Origin of the sequence: Tamilnaduibacter salinus (assembly GCF_003096655.1) — a bacterium.
Taxonomy (GTDB): Bacteria; Pseudomonadota; Gammaproteobacteria; order Pseudomonadales; family Oleiphilaceae; genus Tamilnaduibacter; species Tamilnaduibacter salinus.
Window position 1 is genome coordinate 70,083 of record NZ_QEKQ01000005.1, and the last position, 20,290, is coordinate 90,372.

General features: G+C 63.5%; 17 protein-coding genes. 9 read left to right on the forward strand and 8 right to left on the reverse strand.

Going from position 1 to position 20,290, the window contains the following annotated elements; genetic code table 11:
- Positions 1–44: 44 nt before the first annotated feature.
- From C8D92_RS08610 to mnmH, 3 genes are all read right to left on the reverse strand, one after another.
- Positions 45–551, reverse strand: coding sequence for an aminoacyl-tRNA deacylase (locus C8D92_RS08610; RefSeq protein ID WP_095611015.1), 507 nt, complete (start codon positions 549–551; stop codon positions 45–47).
- Positions 552–754: 203 nt separating this feature from the next.
- The gene (locus C8D92_RS08615; protein ID WP_095611016.1) at positions 755–1,588 is read right to left on the reverse strand and encodes a mechanosensitive ion channel family protein; all 834 of its coding nucleotides are present in this window, start codon (positions 1,586–1,588) and stop codon (positions 755–757) included.
- A 133-nt stretch (positions 1,589–1,721) separates the two neighbouring features.
- On the reverse strand, positions 1,722–2,861 hold the full coding sequence (gene mnmH / locus C8D92_RS08620; protein ID WP_116919100.1) for a tRNA 2-selenouridine(34) synthase MnmH: 1,140 nt from the start codon (positions 2,859–2,861) through the stop codon (positions 1,722–1,724).
- 72 nt (positions 2,862–2,933) lie between these two features.
- Between mnmH and C8D92_RS08625 the strand changes: the two genes are divergently transcribed.
- Positions 2,934–3,599 (forward strand): class I SAM-dependent methyltransferase, encoded by a 666-nt coding sequence (locus tag C8D92_RS08625; protein WP_116919236.1) that lies wholly within the window; start codon positions 2,934–2,936, stop codon positions 3,597–3,599.
- Positions 3,600–3,896: 297 nt separating this feature from the next.
- On the opposite strand, the gene modC is transcribed toward C8D92_RS08625, so the two are convergent.
- The 4 genes from modC to C8D92_RS08645 all read right to left on the reverse strand — a co-directional run bounded on the left by modC (position 3,897) and on the right by C8D92_RS08645 (position 7,339).
- Positions 3,897–4,976 carry a molybdenum ABC transporter ATP-binding protein gene (modC, locus tag C8D92_RS08630; protein ID WP_116919101.1) on the reverse strand — a complete coding sequence of 360 codons (1,080 nt, stop codon included), beginning with the start codon at positions 4,974–4,976 and terminating at the stop codon, positions 3,897–3,899.
- Positions 4,969–5,664, reverse strand: a complete 696-nt coding sequence (modB, locus tag C8D92_RS08635; RefSeq protein WP_116919102.1) for a molybdate ABC transporter permease subunit — start codon at positions 5,662–5,664, stop codon at positions 4,969–4,971. Before modB ends, modC begins: the two co-directional genes overlap by 8 nt.
- The gene (gene modA, locus C8D92_RS08640) at positions 5,654–6,424 is read right to left on the reverse strand and encodes a molybdate ABC transporter substrate-binding protein (protein WP_243402407.1); all 771 of its coding nucleotides are present in this window, start codon (positions 6,422–6,424) and stop codon (positions 5,654–5,656) included. The genes modB and modA overlap by 11 nt, the downstream gene beginning before the upstream one ends.
- A gap of 552 nt (positions 6,425–6,976) precedes the next feature.
- Entirely contained in the window at positions 6,977–7,339 is a 363-nt protein-coding gene (locus C8D92_RS08645; RefSeq protein ID WP_095611386.1) for a VanZ family protein, read from the reverse strand.
- 154 nt (positions 7,340–7,493) lie between these two features.
- Between C8D92_RS08645 and cysZ the strand changes: the two genes are divergently transcribed.
- From cysZ to C8D92_RS08675, 6 genes are all read left to right on the forward strand, one after another.
- Positions 7,494–8,237, forward strand: coding sequence for a sulfate transporter CysZ (gene cysZ, locus C8D92_RS08650; protein WP_095611387.1), 744 nt, complete (start codon positions 7,494–7,496; stop codon positions 8,235–8,237).
- A gap of 46 nt (positions 8,238–8,283) precedes the next feature.
- The gene (rapA, locus tag C8D92_RS08655) at positions 8,284–11,112 is read left to right on the forward strand and encodes an RNA polymerase-associated protein RapA (protein ID WP_341477027.1); all 2,829 of its coding nucleotides are present in this window, start codon (positions 8,284–8,286) and stop codon (positions 11,110–11,112) included.
- 172 nt (positions 11,113–11,284) lie between these two features.
- A complete protein-coding gene (locus C8D92_RS08660) occupies positions 11,285–13,735 on the forward strand; it encodes an acyl-CoA dehydrogenase (protein WP_095611389.1) in 2,451 nt (816 codons plus the stop codon).
- 207 nt (positions 13,736–13,942) lie between these two features.
- Complete coding sequence (locus C8D92_RS08665; RefSeq protein WP_165819259.1) at positions 13,943–15,175, forward strand: GGDEF domain-containing protein; 1,233 nt, start codon at positions 13,943–13,945, stop codon at positions 15,173–15,175.
- A 36-nt stretch (positions 15,176–15,211) separates the two neighbouring features.
- Positions 15,212–15,598, forward strand: coding sequence for a fluoride efflux transporter CrcB (gene crcB / locus C8D92_RS08670; protein WP_116919106.1), 387 nt, complete (start codon positions 15,212–15,214; stop codon positions 15,596–15,598).
- Between the two features lie 318 nt (positions 15,599–15,916).
- Positions 15,917–16,123: a cold-shock protein gene (locus C8D92_RS08675; RefSeq protein WP_095611392.1), complete on the forward strand. Its 207-nt coding sequence runs from the start codon at positions 15,917–15,919 to the stop codon at positions 16,121–16,123.
- A 136-nt stretch (positions 16,124–16,259) separates the two neighbouring features.
- On the opposite strand, the gene C8D92_RS08680 is transcribed toward C8D92_RS08675, so the two are convergent.
- Complete coding sequence (locus C8D92_RS08680) at positions 16,260–17,915, reverse strand: ABC-ATPase domain-containing protein (protein WP_116919107.1); 1,656 nt, start codon at positions 17,913–17,915, stop codon at positions 16,260–16,262.
- 117 nt (positions 17,916–18,032) lie between these two features.
- Here C8D92_RS08680 and C8D92_RS08685 point away from each other — a divergent pair, with 117 nt between their 5' ends.
- The gene (locus C8D92_RS08685; protein ID WP_116919108.1) at positions 18,033–19,304 is read left to right on the forward strand and encodes a D-amino acid dehydrogenase; all 1,272 of its coding nucleotides are present in this window, start codon (positions 18,033–18,035) and stop codon (positions 19,302–19,304) included.
- 195 nt (positions 19,305–19,499) lie between these two features.
- The gene (locus C8D92_RS08690) at positions 19,500–20,210 is read left to right on the forward strand and encodes a lysophospholipid acyltransferase family protein (RefSeq protein WP_243402408.1); all 711 of its coding nucleotides are present in this window, start codon (positions 19,500–19,502) and stop codon (positions 20,208–20,210) included.
- The last annotated feature ends 80 nt before the right edge of the window (positions 20,211–20,290 follow it).

The following is a 20,290-nucleotide window of genomic DNA, read 5'->3' on the forward strand; positions in this document are numbered from 1 at the left end:
GACCGCTCATCTTACGGTCAGGCACCCGGGGCCGCAAACAGCGCTCAGGATGCCTTGCGCATCCAGGCCGGACGGGCCTGCCCCGGTCTGGAGAAGCCTTCGCGAATCACCATCGGGTGGACGAGGGCCAGAAAATCCTCGGTACGCATGCGGATCGATTCAGTGTGACTGCCCGCCGCGAAGGCAATCTCCTCCTGCAGCGTCAGTGCTTCGCAGCAGTAGACGGTCATGCCGTAGAGGTTACCGAATGGCGGCATCGCGCCGACTTCACACTGCGGAAAGCGGTCCCGGAACTCGTCCTCGTCCGCAAGCTGGACAAAGTCGGTGTCGAGGATGTCACAGAGGCGGTCCCAGCGGATGCGCCGGGTGGCCGGCATGACCAGCATGGCCATGTTGCCGTCCAGCTCCAGAATCACCGTTTTGACCGCCTGATCCCCGGTGATTTTTGCGTGGTGCGCCAACTCCTGCGCGGTGAAGGCGGGTGGATGGGTGAGGCAGGTATAGGCCACACCATGTTTTTCAAGACATTGCTTTAATTGCTTTACCGGCATCGTGACCACCTCCATCCGGCAACACAACCCGGGCTCTTACCCCCTAGGGGCGAGAGCCGCCCGTCTTACCGGGAAGCGTAGTCGAGGTTTGTCGAAGTGGGAAAGTGGGAGGTGGAATTTGCGATGGCCGTCCCGTAAATCCGATGAACGGTCACCTGACAGGGATGACCGGCCGCCCGGAAGAGGGCGGCCGATCTCGCGGCTCACTCGTTGTTGTGGACATGCACATCCCGCTGGGGGAAGGGGATCGTGATGCCCTCTGCGTCAAAGGCCTTCTTGACCTTTTCCTGCATGTCCCAATAGACGGGCCATACATCACCATTCGCCGTCCAGCCCCGCACGATCAGGTTGACGGAATGGTCGCCCAGGCCACCGACGACGACCAGCGGTTCCGGGTCTTTCCGGATCTGTTCATGCTCGTCGACGAGGCGTTGGCAAATGGCCTTGGCCTTGTCGATGTCATCGTGATAGCCGATACCGAAGCTCATGTCGCAACGGCGGATGTCGTAGGCCGTCATGTTGATGAGACTCGAATTGGACAGGTTGCCATTGGGAATCACTACCCGGAGGTTGTCGAATGTGTTCACGACCGTGTAAAGAATCTGGATTTCGTCGACAGTCCCCAGGTAGCCCTGGGCCTCGATGACGTCCCCTACCTTGAACGGCTTGAAGATCAGGATCAGCACACCGCCGGCGAAATTGGCAAGACTGCCCTGAAGCGCCAGGCCCACGGCCAGACCAGCCGCACCCATGATAGCCACGAAGGACGTGGTGGCGATGCCGACCATGGAGGCGACAGAGATGAACAGCAGGATCTTGAGAATAACGCTCACCAGCCCGCCCAGAAATTTGCCGAGGGTCGGGTCTTTTTCGGTGAGTTTGTTGTGGAGCGCTCCCGTGAAGCGGTTAATCAGCCAGAGGCCGATGACCAGAGTGACAATGGCCAGTACGACCTTGGGGGCGTAGGCCACGACCATGCCCATCGCCATATCCATAAGTTCGGCGACCTGACCATCGCCCGAGAAGAGGTTGTCCATAGTGGCTCCTTGCTGTGGAAGTGTGACATCGGTTCGGGCCCGGGCCGGGAGACCCGTTCAGTGGCGCCCCTTTTTATAGCAGATACGGTGTTAGTCGACACAGGGCAGCATGGGCCGCGGTTCGACCGCACGCTCACGACATGGAGTGGGCAACGGTTCGGTCCGCCATCGCCGCCGGTGCTTCGCTGGCAGCCCATTGTCGCAGCCGTTCCGCCGAGTCCTGCGCCAGTATGCGGCCCTCACGCTGACCGAGCTGGTAATCGTACATGGGATCGTAGTAATCCCGCAGCAGGGCAATGATCCAGTCGCGGTGATCACTGACATCCCCCGAGTCCTGCTGACGGTCAAGCGCCCGTTCCATGATCGCCCGCAGAGCCTGGTGACGGGCACCGCCGAGCCGTTTGCGGATCCGGTCCAGAGCGCTCAGCAGATGTTCCCGGAAGTTCATCCAGCCGGCATCGTGGCCATCACGATCCACGAACGCGGTGACCATATCCGTCACATAGTCCTGCAGGATGATACCGACCCGCTCGTCAAGCGGGCGCTCGAGGATCACCATGGGGGCCTGTGCCATGCGCTCGCGGAGCCCGTCCGGCAGGCGGCAGCGGCCGATGAGACCGCTCTCGTCCTCAAGAAATGCCGGCCCCTGACCATGGTGCCAGGCTTTCATCATGGCGACGGTCAGGCGGTTCTCGAAGTCGATCTGACTCGGTTGCGGGGTCAGCGTTCGGCCAAAACTGGAGCCCCGGTGATTGGCCATGCCTTCCAGGTCCACAGGGTTGGGCAGTTCATCGAGTAACCGGGTCTTGCCGGTACCGGTGCGGCCGCTGACCAGGATGATCGGCATCCGCTGACAGATGGCTTCCAGTTCGTCGATCAGAAAGCGGCGCAGGGCCTTATAGCCACCCTTGATCAAGGGGTAGTCCATGCCGGCCTCGGCCATCCACTCCTGGACAATGCGCGAGCGCAGCCCGCCCCGGAAGCAGAACAGGTATCCGTCCGGGTTGCTGTTGGCGAACCGGACCCATTGATTGACCCGCTCCTGCCGGAGGTCATCGCGAACGAGCTGGTGGCCCAGGTCGATGGCCGAGGACTGTCCCTGCTCCTTGTAGCGAATCCCCACCCGGTGTCGCTCCTCATCGTTCATCAACGGCGCGTTGATGGCGAGCGGGAAGGAACCTTTCTGGAATTCGGTCGGGGCCCGGACATCCATCAGCGGCACGTCGTTCAGGAACAGCGCCCGGAAATCATCAGTATCGGCTCGGCGTGTCATAGTCGTTGGGATCGGACATGGATGTGGTCGCCAGTATACAGAAACACCAGCGACCCGGTTAAAATGGGCGCCATGTCGACTCAGCCACCGCCCCTTCTCAATCGCTGCCTGCAGCAGACGCTCCGTCGCGGACGGGTTCACCGCAGTGCGCCCGCCGGCTGCACGGCGATCCCCCTGTGGCTGTTTGATCCGGCGGTGCTGGAGGGCCCGCTGGACCACGATGAGGCCCAGGCCGTTGTGGCCGAACCGGCCTATTGGTCATTCTGCTGGGCGAGTGGGCAGGTGCTGGCACGTTATCTTCTGGCGCATCCGGAGCTGGTGCGGGGCCGGCGCGTGATCGATTTCGGCAGTGGCTCCGGCATCGTTGCCATTGCGGCGGCTCTGGCCGGGGCGCGTGAGGTCGTGGCCTGCGATCTGGACGAGGATGCCCTGATGGCGGTGGAGGCGAATGCGGCGCTGAACGGCGTCCGGGTGAGTCTCTGCCCTGACTGGCGCCGGCGTGAGGGCGTGTTTGATGTGGTGACGGCGGCCGATGTGCTTTACGACCCGGAAAACCGGCCACTGCTTGGCGATTTCAGGGCGACAGCGCCGCGCGTCCTGCTGGCCGATTCCCGGGTCCGGAATCTGGGGGATGATGCGTATCATCTGCAGACGGTCGAGGAGGCCCGGACCTGGCCGGATCTGAATGAATTCGAGGAATTCAATCGGGTGCGGATCTATCAGGCCGAAGAAGACTGAAAACCTGTACTGGGAAGCACATCAAGGGACACTAGTGTCGCGTCTGGTTAATTCGCTGATCGACTGAGCGCCTGAACGCTTTGAGAGCAAGGCGCGGTAGCGACGGTTTGGTGGTTCCAAATCGAGCTGCCGCAACACCGCTATCAAAGCGTTCAGGCGCTCCCGGAGGGCGCACCCCCGACGCCTCTGGACCTGCGTTGCCACCCCTTGATGTGGAACCACCACACCGGCGGGCTGGCGCCTTGGCCAGAGGCGTCAGAGGTGCGCAGTCGATCAACGAATTAACCAGACGAGACACTAGGGAAACGCCACGGTCCGGATTAACGCCACCACCGTCTGCCCCCGTGCCAGTGCCAGCTCGTCACTCGATTTGCGGGTCAGCCGGGCCCGAAGGGGCTGGTCGCCGATGCGCAGCCGGACCTCCACGACCGCCTCCTGACCGGGCAGGGCGGCGATGTCCTCAATGATCGCGGTCAATTGGTTGCGGTAACTCAATTCCATGTGCCGGCGGCGTGCCAGTGCAACGTCACGAACGGGCACCTTGAGGCGGATGTCGGCACCCACCGCCGCCGACACGCGTGGTACCGTCAGTGCCTGGCCGTCCGCCAGTGTGACCCGACTCAGACCGTACGCCTCATCGTGTCCATGCACCCGCCCACGCAGTACTGACAGGGCATTGAACCCGCCCAGTGCGCTGGTGAGGTCAAAGCGCATCAGCAGATCGTCAAGAGGGCCTTGTGCGCGGACCCGGCCATCCTCCAGCAGCACCAGATGGTCCGCCACGGTTGCCAGTTCATCCGGGTCGTGGCTGATGTGCAGGATCGGGATGCTCAGCTCTGACGCCACCCGCCGCAGGTACACGAGCAGGTCCGTCCGACGGTTGCCGTCCAGTCCGGTGAGGGGCTCATCCAGCAGCAGGAGTCTCGGATCGCTCAGCAGGGCCCGGCCGATGGCCACCCGCCGGGCCTCGCCACCGGACAGGGTGGCTGGCAGACGGTCGAGCAGGCCGGTCAGCCCCAGCAACTCTGACAGCGGCTGCAGCCGTTGCTCCATGTGCCGTGGCATGCCATAGGTCAGGTTGCCGCGTACCCGGTAGTGGGGGAAAAGCCGTGCCTCCTGGAATACGACGCCCAGATGACGTCGATGCGGCGGTATCCAGCATCGGTCATCCACCAGCACGTCCGGTCCGATTCGAATCGAGCCATGGTCCGGACGGTCCAGCCCCGCAATCAGGCGAAGCAGGCTGGTCTTGCCGCTGCCGGAGGGGCCGAACAGCGCTGTGACCCCGGTGGCGGGCAACGTCAGGGACGCGTTCAGTTCAAACTGACCCAGTCGGTGGCGGACATCGACGGTCAGCGGATGGCCGTTATCAGTCATCGCGCCCCCTCAGGCGTCGGCGTGCCCGCCGCGCAAGCCATTCCGATCCGATCAGGGCGGCCATGGCGATCAGCACGGCCAGGACGCACAACCGCGCCGCGGCCTCTTCCGCGCCCGGTGTCTGAATCAGTGTGTACAGCGCCAGCGGCAGTGTCCGGGTTTCGCCGGGGATGTTGGCTGCGAAGGTGATGGTGGCGCCGAATTCGGACAGGGCCCGGGCAAATGCCAGCATCGTTCCGGTCAGCAGCCCCGGCAGGATCAGAGGCAGAGTGATGGTCATAAACACCCGCCAACGACCGGCGCCAAGTGTTCGCGCGGCGGCCTCCAGCCCCCGGTCAACGGACTCCAGGGACAGTCGGACCGAGCGCACGAGCAGCGGAAAGGCCATAATACCGGCGGCGATGGCTGCGCCCTGCCAGGTGAACGGCAGCTGGATGCCCAGCGTCTGATCCAGCCACTGACCGATGGCGCCCTGCCGCCCCAGCGCGATCAGCAGCAGGTACCCCACCACAACAGGCGGAAGGACCAGCGGCAAATGGAGCAGTCCGTCCACCAGTGCCTTGCCTGGGAAGGAGCGACGGGCCATCAGCCAGGCGATGGCCACGCCGGGGATGAGAATCCATCCGACCGCCGTGCCCGCGACCCGAAGGCTGATCAGGATGGCGGCCCACTCGACATCAGTCAGCATCCTGATCGGGCTCCGTTGACGGCGTGGCAAAACCAAACGAGCGGAAAACTGACAGCGCGGGCGACGATTGAAGCCACTGGCCAAAGCGCCGTGCCGCCGGAGAGGGCGGGTCGCCGAGGACGGCGATGGGGTACTGGATGGCTGGGTGGCTGGCGGCGGGCAGTAGGCCGATCCGCCGGACCGCCTCGCTGGCCCGCGCGTCGGTGTCGTACACAATCCCCATCGGGGTATCGCCCCTGGCCACCAGGGCGAGTGCGGCCCGAACGTTGTCGGCCCGGGCCAGCCGGGGGCGCAGTGCTCGCCATTCGCCCAACGATTCCAGAGATTGTCGGGCATACAGCCCGGCGGGTACATGGTCCGGGTCACCCACTGCGAGCCGCTCGCGGGGGCCGAGTCGGTTCTGGATGGATCCGCCCGGACCGGGTGTGAAGGGGGTCAGGGTGGAAGCGGCTGGTGCGATCAGGGCGAGGCGATTGCCCAGTAGTCGTTGGCGGTCGTGCAGGGTGACAGATTGCCGGGAGAGCCAGTCCATCCACCGAATGTTGGCGGAGAGAAACAGGTCGGCCGGGGCACCGGCGGCAATCTGGCGGGCGAGGGTGGACGAGGCGGCGAACACGGGGACGACCTCGACGCGGTGGTCCGCCTCATATTGGGCCGCGACCTCGGTCACAGCGTCGGTCAGCGAGGCGGCGGCATACAGGGTGATTCGTGGGCTCGCGGACAGTGTTGCGGGCAGCAGTAAAAGGCTAAGGACTGCCAAAAGGCAACCGCTGCATGTGAAGGCCGTCCTGGAAATCGGGTGCGTCATCGTGTTGCCTGGTTGGGCCGTTACTGACGTTCATCCTTCCACAGCGACGTCTCTGGAACAAAACCGATATAAAAAAAAGGGCAACCAATCGGTTGCCCTTCGTCGGAACAGTGCCAGCATCCGTGCGGCTGCGGCGTCCAGCCGCGACAGTGTCCTCTGCCATCCTGGCGCCAGCTTCCAAGCCAGCGTTTCCCAAGTTCGGTGTCCCTTAAGCGTGACGTCCGTTTACTCCCTGCTTCCCCTCAACTCCTGTGAAGGACCACTCCCTGCGTTCGTCCTTTTCCCTGTCATCCAATGACGGTGTCATTCTAACGCGATTGGTGTGGGTCAATGCTGTGATCATCGTGGACATGAGAGGAGGGCGTCGGTGGACGCAGTGGATCTGCGCCTGAAATCAGTGATCTGGGAGTGGTTGTGACATCTTTTGAATGAACACGTACCGCACAAAACGACAATATCTGACATCAGTGTAAGATATTTCGCACATCCGTTATGGCGATAACCTCACCGTTTGGGCCAGTGGATCAGGCCGAGGGCGATGCCGGTCATATCCGCCGCCAGGTCAAGCAATGAAAACTCCCGGTAAGGCAGTGTGGACTGGACGGCCTCTATCAGGGCGCCGTAACCGGTCAGCGACAGGGCAATAACCGGCAGAGGCAGCCGGGGCCAGCCCAACCGGGTAAGGATGGTCAGCTCCAGAAAGGCAATCAGGTGGTTCGCCTTGTCCCAGCCGGTCGAGGGCACTGACTGGTCCAGGTCGCTGGTGGCCAGCCACAGGATGGCGACGACGGACAACGCCAGTCCAAGGCGCCACAGCCAGTACTGGGCCCGCAGGGTGTGTAGCCAGACAGGGACGGGTGTTGTCATGGTGCGATGCCCTTTTCAATCGCCAACGAAGGAGCGGGACGCGAGACCGGCGCCTGTCAGTGCGACAGGGCCGGGCGCCATGGTATGCTTTCGTCCTCCGACGCACCAGTCTCACGGCGGTGCGTGGTCACCGTGAACGATCGGAGAGGACCGCATGCTGAACGGCCACTTTTTTCGGGGACTGGGGTATCTCGCGGAAGGATTCCGTTTGATTCGTCAGCCCGGCCTGCGTCTGTTCATCGTCATTCCCCTGATTCTGAATATACTCCTGTTTGCACTGCTCTTCTGGGCCATGGGCGAGGGCTTTGCCCTCCTGGTCGCCTGGGCCATGAGCTGGCTGCCGGACTGGGCCTGGCTTCAGGCGCTGGATTGGGTCTTCTGGCTGCTCTACGGCGTGGTCGTGTTGCTGATGCTGGCGTACGGGTTTGTGATGGTGGCCAACCTGATCGGCTCGCCGTTCTATGGGTACCTGTCAGAACTGACCGAAAAACACCTGACCGGTCAGACACCCCAGATTGATGACAGCTGGGGACAGATCCTGCAGGACATTCCACGCGCCCTCTTCCGGGAGGTGCACAAGATCCTCTACTACCTGCCCCGTGCGCTGGTGCTGTTGGTGATTGGCATTATCCCGGTGGTCAACATCGTCGCCGCTCTGCTGTGGTTCCTGTTCAACAGCTGGATGATGACGCTTCAGTATGTCGACTACCCCGCGGACAACCACCGGACCTCGTTTGGCGAGCTGCGCCGGGAACTGGCACGCCGGCGCCTGACGGCCCTTGGGTTCGGGCTGCCAGTGGCCCTGATGGCGATGGTACCGGTGCTGAATCTGGTGTTGGTGCCGGCCGCGGTCTGCGGGGCCTCGGTGTACTGGGTTCGCGAACGGGACACACATTAGTCCAGGGGCTGTTCTGCAGTTCCTGACTCAGACACGCTCAATGGAGGTGGATTTGGAATTTGTTGTCGGGCAGCGCTGGGTCAGCCAGAGCGATGCCGCCCTTGGTCTGGGCATTGTGACCGGGATCGATGACCGTCGGGTCACGCTGGGCTTCCCGGCGGCGGATGAAGAACGGACCTACGCGATGGAAAATGCGCCACTGGCCCGCATCCGCTACCAGCCGGGCGACGCCATCCGGACCTTCGACGACGAGCCGCTGACGGTCCGGGCCGTTGAGGAAGTCGACGGGCTGCTTGTCTACCATGCCGAAGATCAGGGCGGCGACATTCGTGAGGTGCCCGAGGTGCGCCTGACCAGCCATGTGCGTTTCACCGACCCCCGTCAGCGACTGTTTGCGGGCCGGTTTGACCGCAATGCCGCCTTCCGTCTCCGGGTTGCTGCGCGCGATCACGAAGCCCGTCTGCAGGCCTCTCCTGCCCGGGGCCTCATTGGCGCCCGTACCCAGCATCTGACGCACCAGTTGAGTATCGCTGGTGATGTGGCGCGGCGTTATGCGCCTCGCGTCCTGCTGGCGGACGAGGTGGGACTGGGCAAGACCATCGAGGCCGGGCTGATCCTGCACGCCCAGCGCGCGACCGGTCTGGCCTCCCGTATTCTCATTGTGGTGCCTGAGCCGCTGGTGAATCAGTGGTTGGTGGAGATGCTCCGGCGCTTCCAGATGGCCTTTTCCATTGTGGACAGTGCGGCGCAAGCGGAGCTGGCTGAAGCCGAGGAAGAGGCACCAGAGAACCCCTTCGAACAGTCGCAGCTGGTCATCTGCAGCCTTGAAACCCTGACAAACAGTGCGCGATTGCGCGACGAGGTCGGGCAGGCGGAGTGGGACCTGCTGGTGGTGGATGAGGCTCACCACCTGGACGCGTCGGACGAGCGGGACGACGCGCCGTATTCGGTGGTGTCCGGTCTTGCCGAGCGCATTCGGGGCGTGTTGCTGCTGACAGCGACGCCGGAACAGGCGGGCGTGGCCGGGCATTTTGACCGCTTGAGGCTGCTTGATCCGGACCGGTTCAGCGACCGGGCCCGTTTTGAACGGGAACAGGGTCAGTATGCCGAGATCAATGAGCTGATTGAGGCGGTTGCCTCGATGGGGCCGGACCACCCGGATCTGACGCCGAGGCTGCGCCACTGGCTCGGCGACTCCTTTGACGCACTGGTCGCGGAAGACGACCCGGTGCAGGCGGTCAGCGACGCGCTGCTGGATCGCCATGGCACCGGCCGGGTTCTGTTTCGCAACACCCGGGCGTCGGTCTCCGGCTTTCCGGAACGCCGCCTGCACCCGCTGGCGCTGGACTGCCCGTCCCTGTACCGGGACTCGGGCAGCCATCGTGGCGAAGCCGGCCTGACGCCGGAGGCCGGGCACGCCGAAACGGACTGGCTGTCGGAGGACCCGCGCGTGGCCTGGCTGGAACGCACGTTGGCCGGTCTCAAGGGTGAGAAAGCCCTGGTCATTTGCGCCCGGGCCGAGACGGCCGAGGCACTGGAGCGGTATCTTCAGCTCCAGGCCGGCGTTCGCAGTGCGGCGTTCCATGAGGGGCTGAGCCTTGTGGAGCGGGACCGGGCGGCCGCCTATTTCGCGGACACGGAGCAGGGCGCCCGGGCGCTGATCTGCTCGGAAATCGGCAGTGAAGGACGGAACTTCCAGTTCGCCCGCCACCTGATCCTGTTTGATCTGCCGGTGACGCCGGACCGTCTCGAACAACGCATTGGTCGGCTCGACCGGATCGGCCAGGGCGACACCATTGATATCCATATTCCCTACCTGGCGGACTCCGCCCAGGCCATCCAGTACGGGCTCTTTAACGACGGCCTCGATGCCTTCGCACGACCCTGCCCGGCCGGCATGCCGGTGTTTGAGCGGGTACAGTCGGACTGGCTGTCGGCGCTGGACGACCCGTCGCGCTCACCGGATGCGGTGGTCCGAACCGTCCGCGAGCAGTGCGACGCCATGCGACAGGCGCTGGAAGCGGGCCGGGATGCCCTGCTGGAACGCAACGCCTGCCGGCCAGAGCGGGCCCGGTCGCTGATTGAGGCGATTGAGACCGAAGAGCAGTCTCCCGAGTTGCACGCCTTTCTGGCGGAAGCGTTCGATATCTTTGGCGTGGAGACGGACTATCACGGCCCGCACTCAGAGGTTGTCAAGCCGGGTGATCACAGCCCGTTGGGCCCGTTCCCGGAACTGCCGGATGACGGGCTGACCATGACCCTGGACCGGGCCACCGCGGTCGAGCGTGAGGATCTGACGTTCCTGAGCTGGGAGCATCCCATGATTCAGGCCCTGATGGAGCATATGACCGCCACGGAGCTTGGAAACGCCGCGTTCGTCACCCTGAGCGTGAAGGGATTGCAACCGGGTACGGTGCTGCTGGAAACTCTGTTCCGTCTGCACTGTCCGGCTCCGGCCGACCTTCAGTTGCCGTTGAGCCTGCCGGTCACGAGCCGGCGCTGGCTTGTGGATGTGAATGGCCGCGATCTGTCATCGGTGCTCCCCCATGATCGGCTCAACAACCTCAGTCGTAACCTACGGCGTAAGACGGCCCAGGAGGCGCTGCCGCAGGTCCGCCCGGGTGTGGAGACGATGATCGACCATGCCGAGGGCTTTGCGGCGTCCGAACTGACAGCGATTCAGGACGAGGCCCGTCAACGGCTGGAACAGCAGCTCGGTGGTGAAGTGGCCCGGCTGAAGGCGCTTCAGGGCATCAACCCGGCCGTGCGTCAGTCGGAAATCGATTTCTTCGAATCCAGGCTGGCCGCCGGTCAGGAGGCCATTGACCGCGCTGAGCTGGTGCTGGACGGGCTGCGGGTGGTGATTACGGCCTGACCGGCTGGTCCGAGCGCCCGCCATCCATTAAAGTAGCGGCGACAACAACTCGAATACGGAACCTCTGAAAAAGGCTCTGCGCCGGGGCGGGGGCTTTTTCAGAGGTTCCATAACCGGTCCGGGCGTCGTTGCCCGGCCACTCACTCTTCAGACACAGAAGACAGAGACGCCTATGACAACCCTGATCTTTCTCCTGCTCGCAGTGGCAGGACTGTTGATGGTGCTGCGCCGCGAGGCGGGCGCCCCGCCGGCCATCGCCGTGATGGCCGGGTTCGGTATTCTTTCCTGGATCTTTGCCTCCGGCTGGCTTGCTTTCGTACTCCTGGCCGGAGCCGTTGTGACCGCCGTGTGCGGTATGCCCGGCCTGCGGCGCAGCTGGTTGACGCCGCGGATTTTTGCGGCGTTCAAGAAGGCCGCGCCCAAGGTCTCCGAGACCGAGCAGGTGGCTCTGGATGCGGGCACGGTGGGTTGGGACGGTGAAATCTTCACCGGTCAGCCGGACTGGCACAAACTGCTGAGCAACCGCAACACGGGCCTCACTGACGAAGAACAGGCCTTTGTGGATAACCAGGCCGCCAAGGCTGCATCGATGTGCAATGCCTGGGATGTCGCGGTTGAGCGCGCGGACTTGCCACCGGAGCTGTGGGAGTTCATCAAGAAGGAGAAATTCCTCGGGATGATTATCCCGAAGGAATACGGTGGCCTGGAGTTCTCCGCCAAGGCCCAGTCGGCCGTCCTGCAGCGCCTGGCCTCCAATGAGACCCTGATGGTTTCCGTCGGTGTTCCGAACTCCCTCGGCCCGGGCGAGCTGCTGGTCAAGTACGGCACGGAAGAACAGAAGAACCATTACCTGCCGCGCCTGGCCGATGGCCGCGATATTCCGTGCTTCGGCCTGACCGGGCCGCGTGCCGGTTCTGACGCCACGTCCCTGCCGGACACCGGCATCGTCTGTAAGCAGAAAGTGGATGGCAAGGAAGTGGTGGGCCTGCGCCTGAACTTCGAGAAGCGCTGGATTACCCTGGCGCCGATCGCCACGGTGGTTGGCCTCGCCTTCCGGATGTTCGATCCGGACGGGCTGCTGGGTGAGGAAAAGGATCTGGGCATCACCTGTGCCCTGATTCCGCGCAACACCAAGGGCATGGACATCGGTCGCCGGCATTGCCCGGTGGGCAGCCCGTTCATGAACGGGCCGATCATCGGCAAGGATGTGTTTATTCCGCTGGACTACATCATCGGTGGTCCGGAAATGGCCGGCCAGGGCTGGCGCATGCTGGTCGAGTGCCTGTCGGTAGGGCGCTGTATCACGCTGCCGTCCGGTGCGGCGGGTGCCGCAGCCGCCGCCGTCGGCACCGCCGGTGGCTTCACCCGTGTCCGCCGTCAGTTCAACACGCCGGTGGCGGACATGGAGGGCGTTCAGGAGCCGCTGGCGCGGATCGCCGGCCTCTCCTACATCACCCAGGCATCGGTCAACCAGACCGCCAATATGGTCGACAACGGCGAGAAGCCGGCCGTACCGTCGGCGATCCTCAAGAGTCAGCTCACGGAAATGCAGCGTGATGTCCTGACCGATGCGATGGATGTTCACGGCGGTAAGACCGTGACCCTGGGGCCGAGGAACTACCTGGGGATCGGTTATGCGGGCGCGGCCGTGTCCATTACCGTGGAAGGCGCCAACATCATGACCCGGAGCCTGATGATCTTCGGGCAGGGCGCTATCCGTTGCCATCCCTATGTGCTGGATGAGCTGGCCGCGAAGGACAAGGACGATGTGAATGCGTTCGACAAGGCCTTCTTCGGTCACGCCGGTCTGATCTTCGGCAACGCCGCCCGGTCACTGACGCAGGCGTTCGGCGTAGGTCGTCCGGACGTGCCGTTCGACGCGGTCACCCGTCGTCACGCTCAGGCTGTCGCCCGCTTCAGTGCGGCCTTCGGTCTGTGTTCGGATGCGGCGATGACCAGTCTGGGCTCTCAGCTCAAGATGCGGGAACTGATCTCCGCCCGGCTCGGCGACATGCTGGCCAACCTCTACATGGCGTCCATGGTGCTCAAGCAGTGGCACGAGACACAGCCGGTCGAGGGCGAAAAAACGCTGGTTCAGTACACGCTGGACTTCCTGCTCTACCGCACGGAAGTGGCGCTGGACGAGCTCCTGCAGAACCTGCCGAACCGTCCGCTGGCCTGGGCGCTGCGCGCCCTGACGCTGCCGCTGGGTCGGCGCTGGCAGCGCCCTCACGACGACGCCACCCGTGAGGTCGCCCAGGCGATTACCCGGGATACCGCGTTGCGTGCCAAGCTGATGGAGCAGGCCTGGACCGAGCCCGGCGAGGGCGAGTTCCAGAACCCGGTGGCGCGCTACAACGCGCTGCTCAAGGACTACGACCGCGCCGAGTCGCTCTACCGTAAGGTCAATAAGGCCCACGCGAAAGGACAGTTGCCGGCCGAGGCACTGCATCCGGAGCAGAAAGTCGAGGAAGCCCTCAAGGCCGAGCTGATCTCCAAGGAAGACGCCGAGTTCATGCGCGCCTACGAGGCGGAAGTGCTGGACATGCTCCACGTGGATGACTTCCCCTTCGATGCCTTTGCGCGGCAGAAGGACAGCGTGATCGAGCACAACGCGGCCTGACGACCCGTCTGTCGCCGACTCAAAAGCCCGGAGCGGGGAACCGTTCCGGGTTTTTTTGTGCGGAGTCCCTACGAGCCATCCTACGCTTGAGTGGGATGTTGGCCTGTGATGACAGCGTAGATGTGCGAATGGCATTTTACTCATTCTGACCGGACAATGCGGCCCGTTCGGAATGGCATCAGGAGAGGGCGACGCATGGAGTCACCAATGTTGAAAACCGTTCCCCCCGAACTGCTGACAGAGCGCGTGATTCGCGACGTCGAATCCGTGATTGCCCGTGGTGGCCTCTTTCAGCGCGTGCCAGAGATTTTGCGGGCATCGTTCCAGGCCTATCGCCACCGGGATCTCAATCGCTATATCAAGCTGGGTTCGCCGTTTCTGATGGCAATGATCCTGGGAATTATTGCGCTGACGACGCTTCTGCAGTGGCAGGCGCTTCAGAGCCGGGATTTCACGCTATGGCTCGGTGGGTGTGCCATGGTCGCCGGCAGTGTTCTTGTCGGGATTCTGGCCGTCATACCAACGCGGACACAGCACTATTATTCGGCAATCGTCTCGGTTCCTGCCGTGTTAGTGATCGCCAAGCTGGCGGTGATGCCGGGCCTGCTTACGATACCGGAACTGGCGGTGCTTGAGAGCTATTTCTGTTCCTTGGCCATTATCGTGGTCGTGCTTGCGCTCAAGCTATCACTCCGGAACGCGACCCTGATTATAGTCACCAGCCTCACTGCGGTGGTGTTGATCCACTGGTGGGTGTCGCTGGTCAGTATCGATTGGCCCCGCTTTACCTACTATTGCGTCTTTGTCGCATTGGTCTGCCTTTTCATCGCTTGGCAGAACGAGGAACGGGAAAAACGGGCGTTCTTTCAGTCCGTTATGATTGCCTACAATGCAGCACTCAATGACGAACTGACGCAGCGCCTGGAAGTGCAAGCGAATCAGGACCCGCTAACAGGCCTCGCCAATCGGCGCGCCCTTGATCGAGAACTGGCGGTTGAATGGGAGCGGGCCCGTCGCGAGGGCGGTACCGTGGCCCTGTTGTACATCGATGTGGATTATTTCAAGTCGTACAACGACCGCTATGGACACAGCGCCGGCGACGAGTGCCTGGTATCGTTGGCTCGGGGCATCGAGGGCTCCGTGCATCGCCCTGCCGATACCGTCAGCCGATGGGGGGGCGAGGAGTTCGCTGTTCTCATGCCGGGTGTGGACCACGCGGGCGCACGCGTGGTGGCGGACCGGGTGTTAACAAGCATTGATGCGCTGGCGATCCCTCACGACGCCTCCTCAGTCAGCCGCCATGTTACGTTGAGCATTGGCGTCGCGTGTCTCACGCCAGGCCGGGTTGATGGTGTGGATCGACTCATCGCGGCGGCTGATACCGCACTCTACAAGGCCAAGTCCGCCGGCCGCCACCAGATCGCTGTGCAGGCCTCCTGATTGTGGCATCATGCTGATTTGGCAGGGGAACAGACGATGGTGACGCCGACAGCGGTTCTGGCGGTCAGTCTTGGGGCTGTGGTGGGCGCGAACGCCCGATGGGTGCTTGGCCTCTGGCTCAACCAGGGGGGGCAGCTCGTTCCAGTGGGGACGCTCGTCGCCAACCTGGCCGGTGCCTGGTTGGCCGGTCTGGCGATCAGTTACTTCAGCCAGGCCTCGGCCCTCAGCGCCGAATGGCGCCTGTTCGCCGTAACGGGGCTGTGCGGGGCGCTGACAACCTTCTCCACCTTCTCACTGGAAATGGTGGGCGCGCTTCAGGAAGGCCGGTGGGCAGCGGCAGTGGCCGGTATGGCGGTCCATCTGTTCGGGGCGCTGCTGATGACCGGGCTGGGCATCCTCTGCTTTCAGTGGCTCCGAGGGTAGTGCGACAAGCGGGATGCCGGGCCATCCGGTGACGCCGTCGCGCTCAGATGCCGTATTTGTACCTATCTGCGAAAAAGGTGTTGGCTTTTCTGGAAATGGGCGATATAGTCGGAACGTGGAAAGATTCAGTAAAGCATTTCAAAATAAGACGTATCCCTCTGTAGTCTGGAAGACCCGCCGGACCTCATAAGGGTCCATCCCGAGCCTTCCCGGTAAGTAGTGCATCGTCCTGTTTTTGATTACGCGAAATCTGTATTTCCGAAAACCGCCTTCGGGCACTTTTAATTGAATAGCAAGTGAAGACAGGAAAAGAACGTTATGTCTACAGAGACTGGTACCGTCAAGTTTTTCAACGAAACCAAGGGCTTCGGCTTCATCACCCGTGAAGGCGCTGCCGACGTGTTCGTTCACTACAGCGCGATCAACGGCTCAGGTTTCAAGACCCTGGCGGAAGGTCAGCAGGTCGAGTTCACCGTGACTCAGGGTCAGAAAGGCCCGCAAGCGGAGAACGTCACCGCTCTGTGATCTCCCGACGCTTTCGGGAGTGATCGAAAAAGCGACCCTTCGGGGTCGCTTTTTTCGTTATGGGCCACGGGAAACACGGACGGGAAAGACGCGCTGTCCCCGTTCTGTCCGTGCCCTTCCGTGGCTATCTATCCCCTCACGATTCAAACGGCGCGCCGCGTAACCGGTTCAGGGCAGCCATGACTTCCGATACCCGTGGCCGGGCGAGATTGCCCTCGGGGCGTTGGCTCATACGGTGCCATTGCTCATCGTTCAGCCATTCGCCGATCAATGCCGGCAGATCCGTGACCCGTTCTCCCCGACGCGACAGCCTTCCCAGCACCATGCCGATCGCTCGTACCTGAGAGGCATCGACGATCTGCTCGACGGCCCTGAGATCCACATCGGTGCGGCCAAAGATCAGTGTGTCACGGCCTCGCGCCTGAATTTTCGTTTTACCCGGCTTCGCCTCAGGATTCAGTTGGCCGCCCTGGAGGGCCCGGCGGGGGGTGACGTCCAGCGCGTCGACGGCTTCCTCCGTACGCCCCGTGACGTGAGCCTGTGCAATGTCGCGGGCCTCCCGGGTGACGTCGAGCGGCTGGTAGTCCTGCATCTGGATGACGGTATCGGCACAGTCGAAATAGTCACCGGAGCCGCCCATGACCAGCAGCGTGGAGACCGCCAGGTCGTCCCGCAGCTGCCGGATGCGATCGACGAATGGCGTGATCGGTTCGCGCTCTTTGGCGACCAGCGCCTGCATGCGACGGTCCCGGATCATGAAGTTGGTGGCGGAGGTGTCCTCATCCACCAGCAGGGTCCGGGCGCCGCATTCGATCGCCTCCTGAAGTGCTGCGGCCTGGCTGGTGGAGCCGGACGCCAGGTCCGTGGAGAAGCGTTGGGTATCCTTACCGTAGGGCAGATGATTGATGTACGGAGAGAGGTCCAGTTGATGGACCGCCCGGCCGTCTTCCGCCCGGATCTTGGTGGCGTCCGGATCGGTGACGACCCGGTCGCGCCCGTCTCCCGGAATGTGGTCGTAAACGCCTTCCGCAATGGCGCTCAGCAGCGTGGACTTGCCGTGGAAGCCACCCCCGACGATCAATGTAATGCCAGTGGTGATGCCCAGGCCATCGACCGGGCCCGCGTTGGGTGTGTCCAGACGGACGGAGAGGCTCTCAGGCGCCTGGAAGGGGATGGCCTGCTCCAGTGGCCGGTCGTCCACGCCGGAGCGCCGGGGCAGGACCGACTGGTTCGCGACAAAGGCGACCAGCCCGCGCCTGGCCAGCTCCTCGCGCAGGGCAACCTGATCCTCCACGCGGGCCATGTGCGTCTCCAACGCGTCGAGATCCAGACGACGGGACGTGGCGGCGGCCCGGACCACGTCGGGAAGCCGGTCGCACAGGATCGTGCGGGCCTGGCGGCCAAGTATCGTGCGGCCCCGGGCGGGAAGCTGGACAGTGAAGCGCACTTCCACGGCCCCGTCATCCAGCACGGTCGCGGTCCGGTCCAGCACCGTCTGATGACCGGCATCGATCGCCAGGGCCTGGTCAGAGTCTGAGGCGCTCCGGAAGGCTCGCGCGATAAAGTCCCGAGCGGCCCGGCGGCGCGGTTCCGAACGCAATGCCGACGCTGGCAGATCGGCCACCGGGGCATCAATGACGGCCCGACACCGGGATGGCGCGGCAAACGGATCGGCCTGGACGTGGTCGATCATCAGGGAGAAGCCATCGAACCGGTACTCCCCCGCGATGCTCTTATAGGCCTTGTAGCCTCGACCATCGATCCGCTCCAACTGTCTTGTCAGTGCCTCCATTAGTCGTACCCCTGTTTGTCCGGACGCGTCGGGTTGTCAAAATAGCGGGCACACCCTAAAACTGAATGGGGGCCCGAACAAAGCCCCATCATATTCCAGGACGCCCCGGGAGGGATCATGGACATCACCGTCATTGGCGCTGGCGTGGTCGGCGTGACCACGGCCCATGCTCTGGCACGCCGCGGCCATCGGGTGACTGTGATCGAGCGTCTGTCCGGCCCGGCGGAAGAAACCAGCCGGGCCAACGCCGGTCAGCGCTCCTACGGCGTGGTCTACCCCTGGGCGGTGCCGGGCCTGGCCCGCAAGGCGCTGTTCTGGCTGCTGGAACGGGATGGGCCACTCAAGATGACATGGCCGCCCTCTCTGGAAACCCTGCGATTCCTTTTCGCGACGCTGCGTTATGCCAATGCGCCGGGTGTTTATGGCCTGAATCGGCGCGCCATGCTGAGGCTGGGCGAGTACAGCCGCCAGTGTTTCCACGATCTGGAGTCCGCCCATGACCTGACCTTCGATGGCGAGCACGATGGGCTGATGCACCTGGCCAGCACGCCTGAAGCCATGACGGAGTACCTCGCGACCTCCGAGCTGTTGTCAGAGCTGGGCATTGCCCACCGTCTGCTCGGGCCGGAGGATGTCCGGGCCCGGGAACCGGGGATGACCGGCAGCGGCCCGCTGTTCGGCGCGTTGCGATTCGAAACGGACGGAACGGGGGACTGCCATGGCTTTACCCGGGCGCTGGCGGCCTCGGCCGAATCCCTGGGCGTGACCTTCCGTTACGGTACGACGGTCACCGCACTGGAGGGCGATCACCGCCAGATCCGGGGTGTGCGTGTCTCGGAAGAGGGCGGCGGTGACGAGGTGCTCGACTGTGATGCGGTGGTGCTCTGCGCCGGCGCGGCATCGCCGAAGCTGGCCCGTTCGGTCGGACTGTTTCTTCCCATCTACCCGGTCAAGGGCTATTCACTGACGGTCCCGATGGATCATCCCGAGCGCGGCCCGTATTCCACCATCCATGACGACCGCTACAAGGTCGTCAGTACCCGTCTCGGGGACCGGCTGCGGGCAACCGGTTTTGTGGCGCTTTCCGGCTTTGACCGGCGCATCCCCGAGGCGCGTCTTGAGACCATTCGCCGGTCGGTCGCCAGCCGGTTTCCCGGCGCGGCCGACATGAGTGCAGCGACCCCCTGGACGGGGTTCCGGCCCATGACGCCGGACGGCCCGGCCATTATCGGTCGTGGAACCCGGGACAACCTGTACCTCAATACGGGCCACGGCACCTTCGGCTGGACCTTCTCCGCCGGCAGCGCCGAGCTGATCAGCCAGGTCATCGACGGCGAATCACCGGCCCTGAACCTGGACCCGTTCCGGCCGGGCCGGTTTGCGGAGTAGCGGACGGCCAGAGTTCCCGTTCCGCACAGATGTACGCTAGCATTCGGTCTCCGAAGGTTGGCCGACCCTGTGTGGAGGAGCGTCCGGAGGCCATTGCCCGCGCATCGTTTGATGGCCGTCCCGCTCGCTCGTTCGGTCATCACTTCTGTTTCCCGTCCGGGGACGGATCTGGAGGGGGCTGGCGTATGGAACGGAGTGGTTGTCTTGAAGTGGATCAAAAGCATCTGGCTGGTGTTCTGGGGCGTTGCCCTGACCCTGATTCTGTTTCTGCCGATTGTCGTGTGCGCCCTGATGGGGCGTCGTGGCGATGCGGCGTTTCACGGCACCCAGGTCTACGCCTGGGCGATCCTCAAGGTGGCGGGCGTGCGCCTGCGGGTGCGGGGCCGGGAAAACATCCGCCCCGGTCAGCGATATGTCATTCTCAGCAACCACACCTCCTACTTTGATCCCCCGGCGCTGGTGCTGTCGCTGGGCCTTCAGTACCGCTGGGTGATCAAGAAAGAGCTCCGCAAAGTGCCTCTGTTCGGCCTGGCGCTGGCCACATCCCGGAACCTGTTTATTGACCGTTCGAAGGGCAGTGACGCCATGCGCAGCATCCAGGAGGGGGTGGCGCAGCTCCCCGATGGAACGGGCGTACTGCTGTTCCCTGAAGGCACCCGCAGCCGTGACGGCCAGGTGGCCCCGTTCAAGAAGGGGGGCTTCGTGATCGCGAGCGACAGCGGCTTGCCAATCCTGCCCGTGACCATCAACGGGTCCCATGAACGATTGCCGAAAGGCACGGCCGCCTTCCGGCCGGGGGAGATCGAAGTGGTGATTCATCCCCCGGTCGAGACCGCCGGTCGGACCGTTGAAGAGCTGATGTCGACGGTTCACAAACAGGTTGCGGAGGCCCGGCGTACCTTGTAGAAATTGTCTATAGTGAGTGGGGACGGTGTCGTTTTCGCGAGACCGAACCATCCGCCCACAACTGTGGCGCGTAGATTCCA

Bases quoted from the DNA above. Each gene is read 5' to 3' on its own strand.
- C8D92_RS08610 (WP_095611015.1), bottom strand. From the start codon at position 551: ATGCCGGTAAAGCAATTAAAGCAATGTCTTGAAAAACATGGTGTGGCC.
- C8D92_RS08615 (WP_095611016.1), bottom strand. From the start codon at position 1,588: ATGGACAACCTCTTCTCGGGCGATGGTCAGGTCGCCGAACTTATGGAT.
- mnmH (WP_116919100.1), bottom strand. From the start codon at position 2,861: ATGACACGCCGAGCCGATACTGATGATTTCCGGGCGCTGTTCCTGAAC.
- C8D92_RS08625 (WP_116919236.1), top strand. From the start codon at position 2,934: ATGTCGACTCAGCCACCGCCCCTTCTCAATCGCTGCCTGCAGCAGACG.
- modC (WP_116919101.1), bottom strand. From the start codon at position 4,976: ATGACTGATAACGGCCATCCGCTGACCGTCGATGTCCGCCACCGACTG.
- modB (WP_116919102.1), bottom strand. From the start codon at position 5,664: ATGCTGACTGATGTCGAGTGGGCCGCCATCCTGATCAGCCTTCGGGTC.
- C8D92_RS08645 (WP_095611386.1), bottom strand. From the start codon at position 7,339: ATGACAACACCCGTCCCTGTCTGGCTACACACCCTGCGGGCCCAGTAC.
- cysZ (WP_095611387.1), top strand. From the start codon at position 7,494: ATGCTGAACGGCCACTTTTTTCGGGGACTGGGGTATCTCGCGGAAGGA.
- C8D92_RS08660 (WP_095611389.1), top strand. From the start codon at position 11,285: ATGACAACCCTGATCTTTCTCCTGCTCGCAGTGGCAGGACTGTTGATG.
- C8D92_RS08665 (WP_165819259.1), top strand. From the start codon at position 13,943: ATGTTGAAAACCGTTCCCCCCGAACTGCTGACAGAGCGCGTGATTCGC.
- crcB (WP_116919106.1), top strand. From the start codon at position 15,212: ATGGTGACGCCGACAGCGGTTCTGGCGGTCAGTCTTGGGGCTGTGGTG.
- C8D92_RS08675 (WP_095611392.1), top strand. From the start codon at position 15,917: ATGTCTACAGAGACTGGTACCGTCAAGTTTTTCAACGAAACCAAGGGC.
- C8D92_RS08680 (WP_116919107.1), bottom strand. From the start codon at position 17,915: ATGGAGGCACTGACAAGACAGTTGGAGCGGATCGATGGTCGAGGCTAC.
- C8D92_RS08685 (WP_116919108.1), top strand. From the start codon at position 18,033: ATGGACATCACCGTCATTGGCGCTGGCGTGGTCGGCGTGACCACGGCC.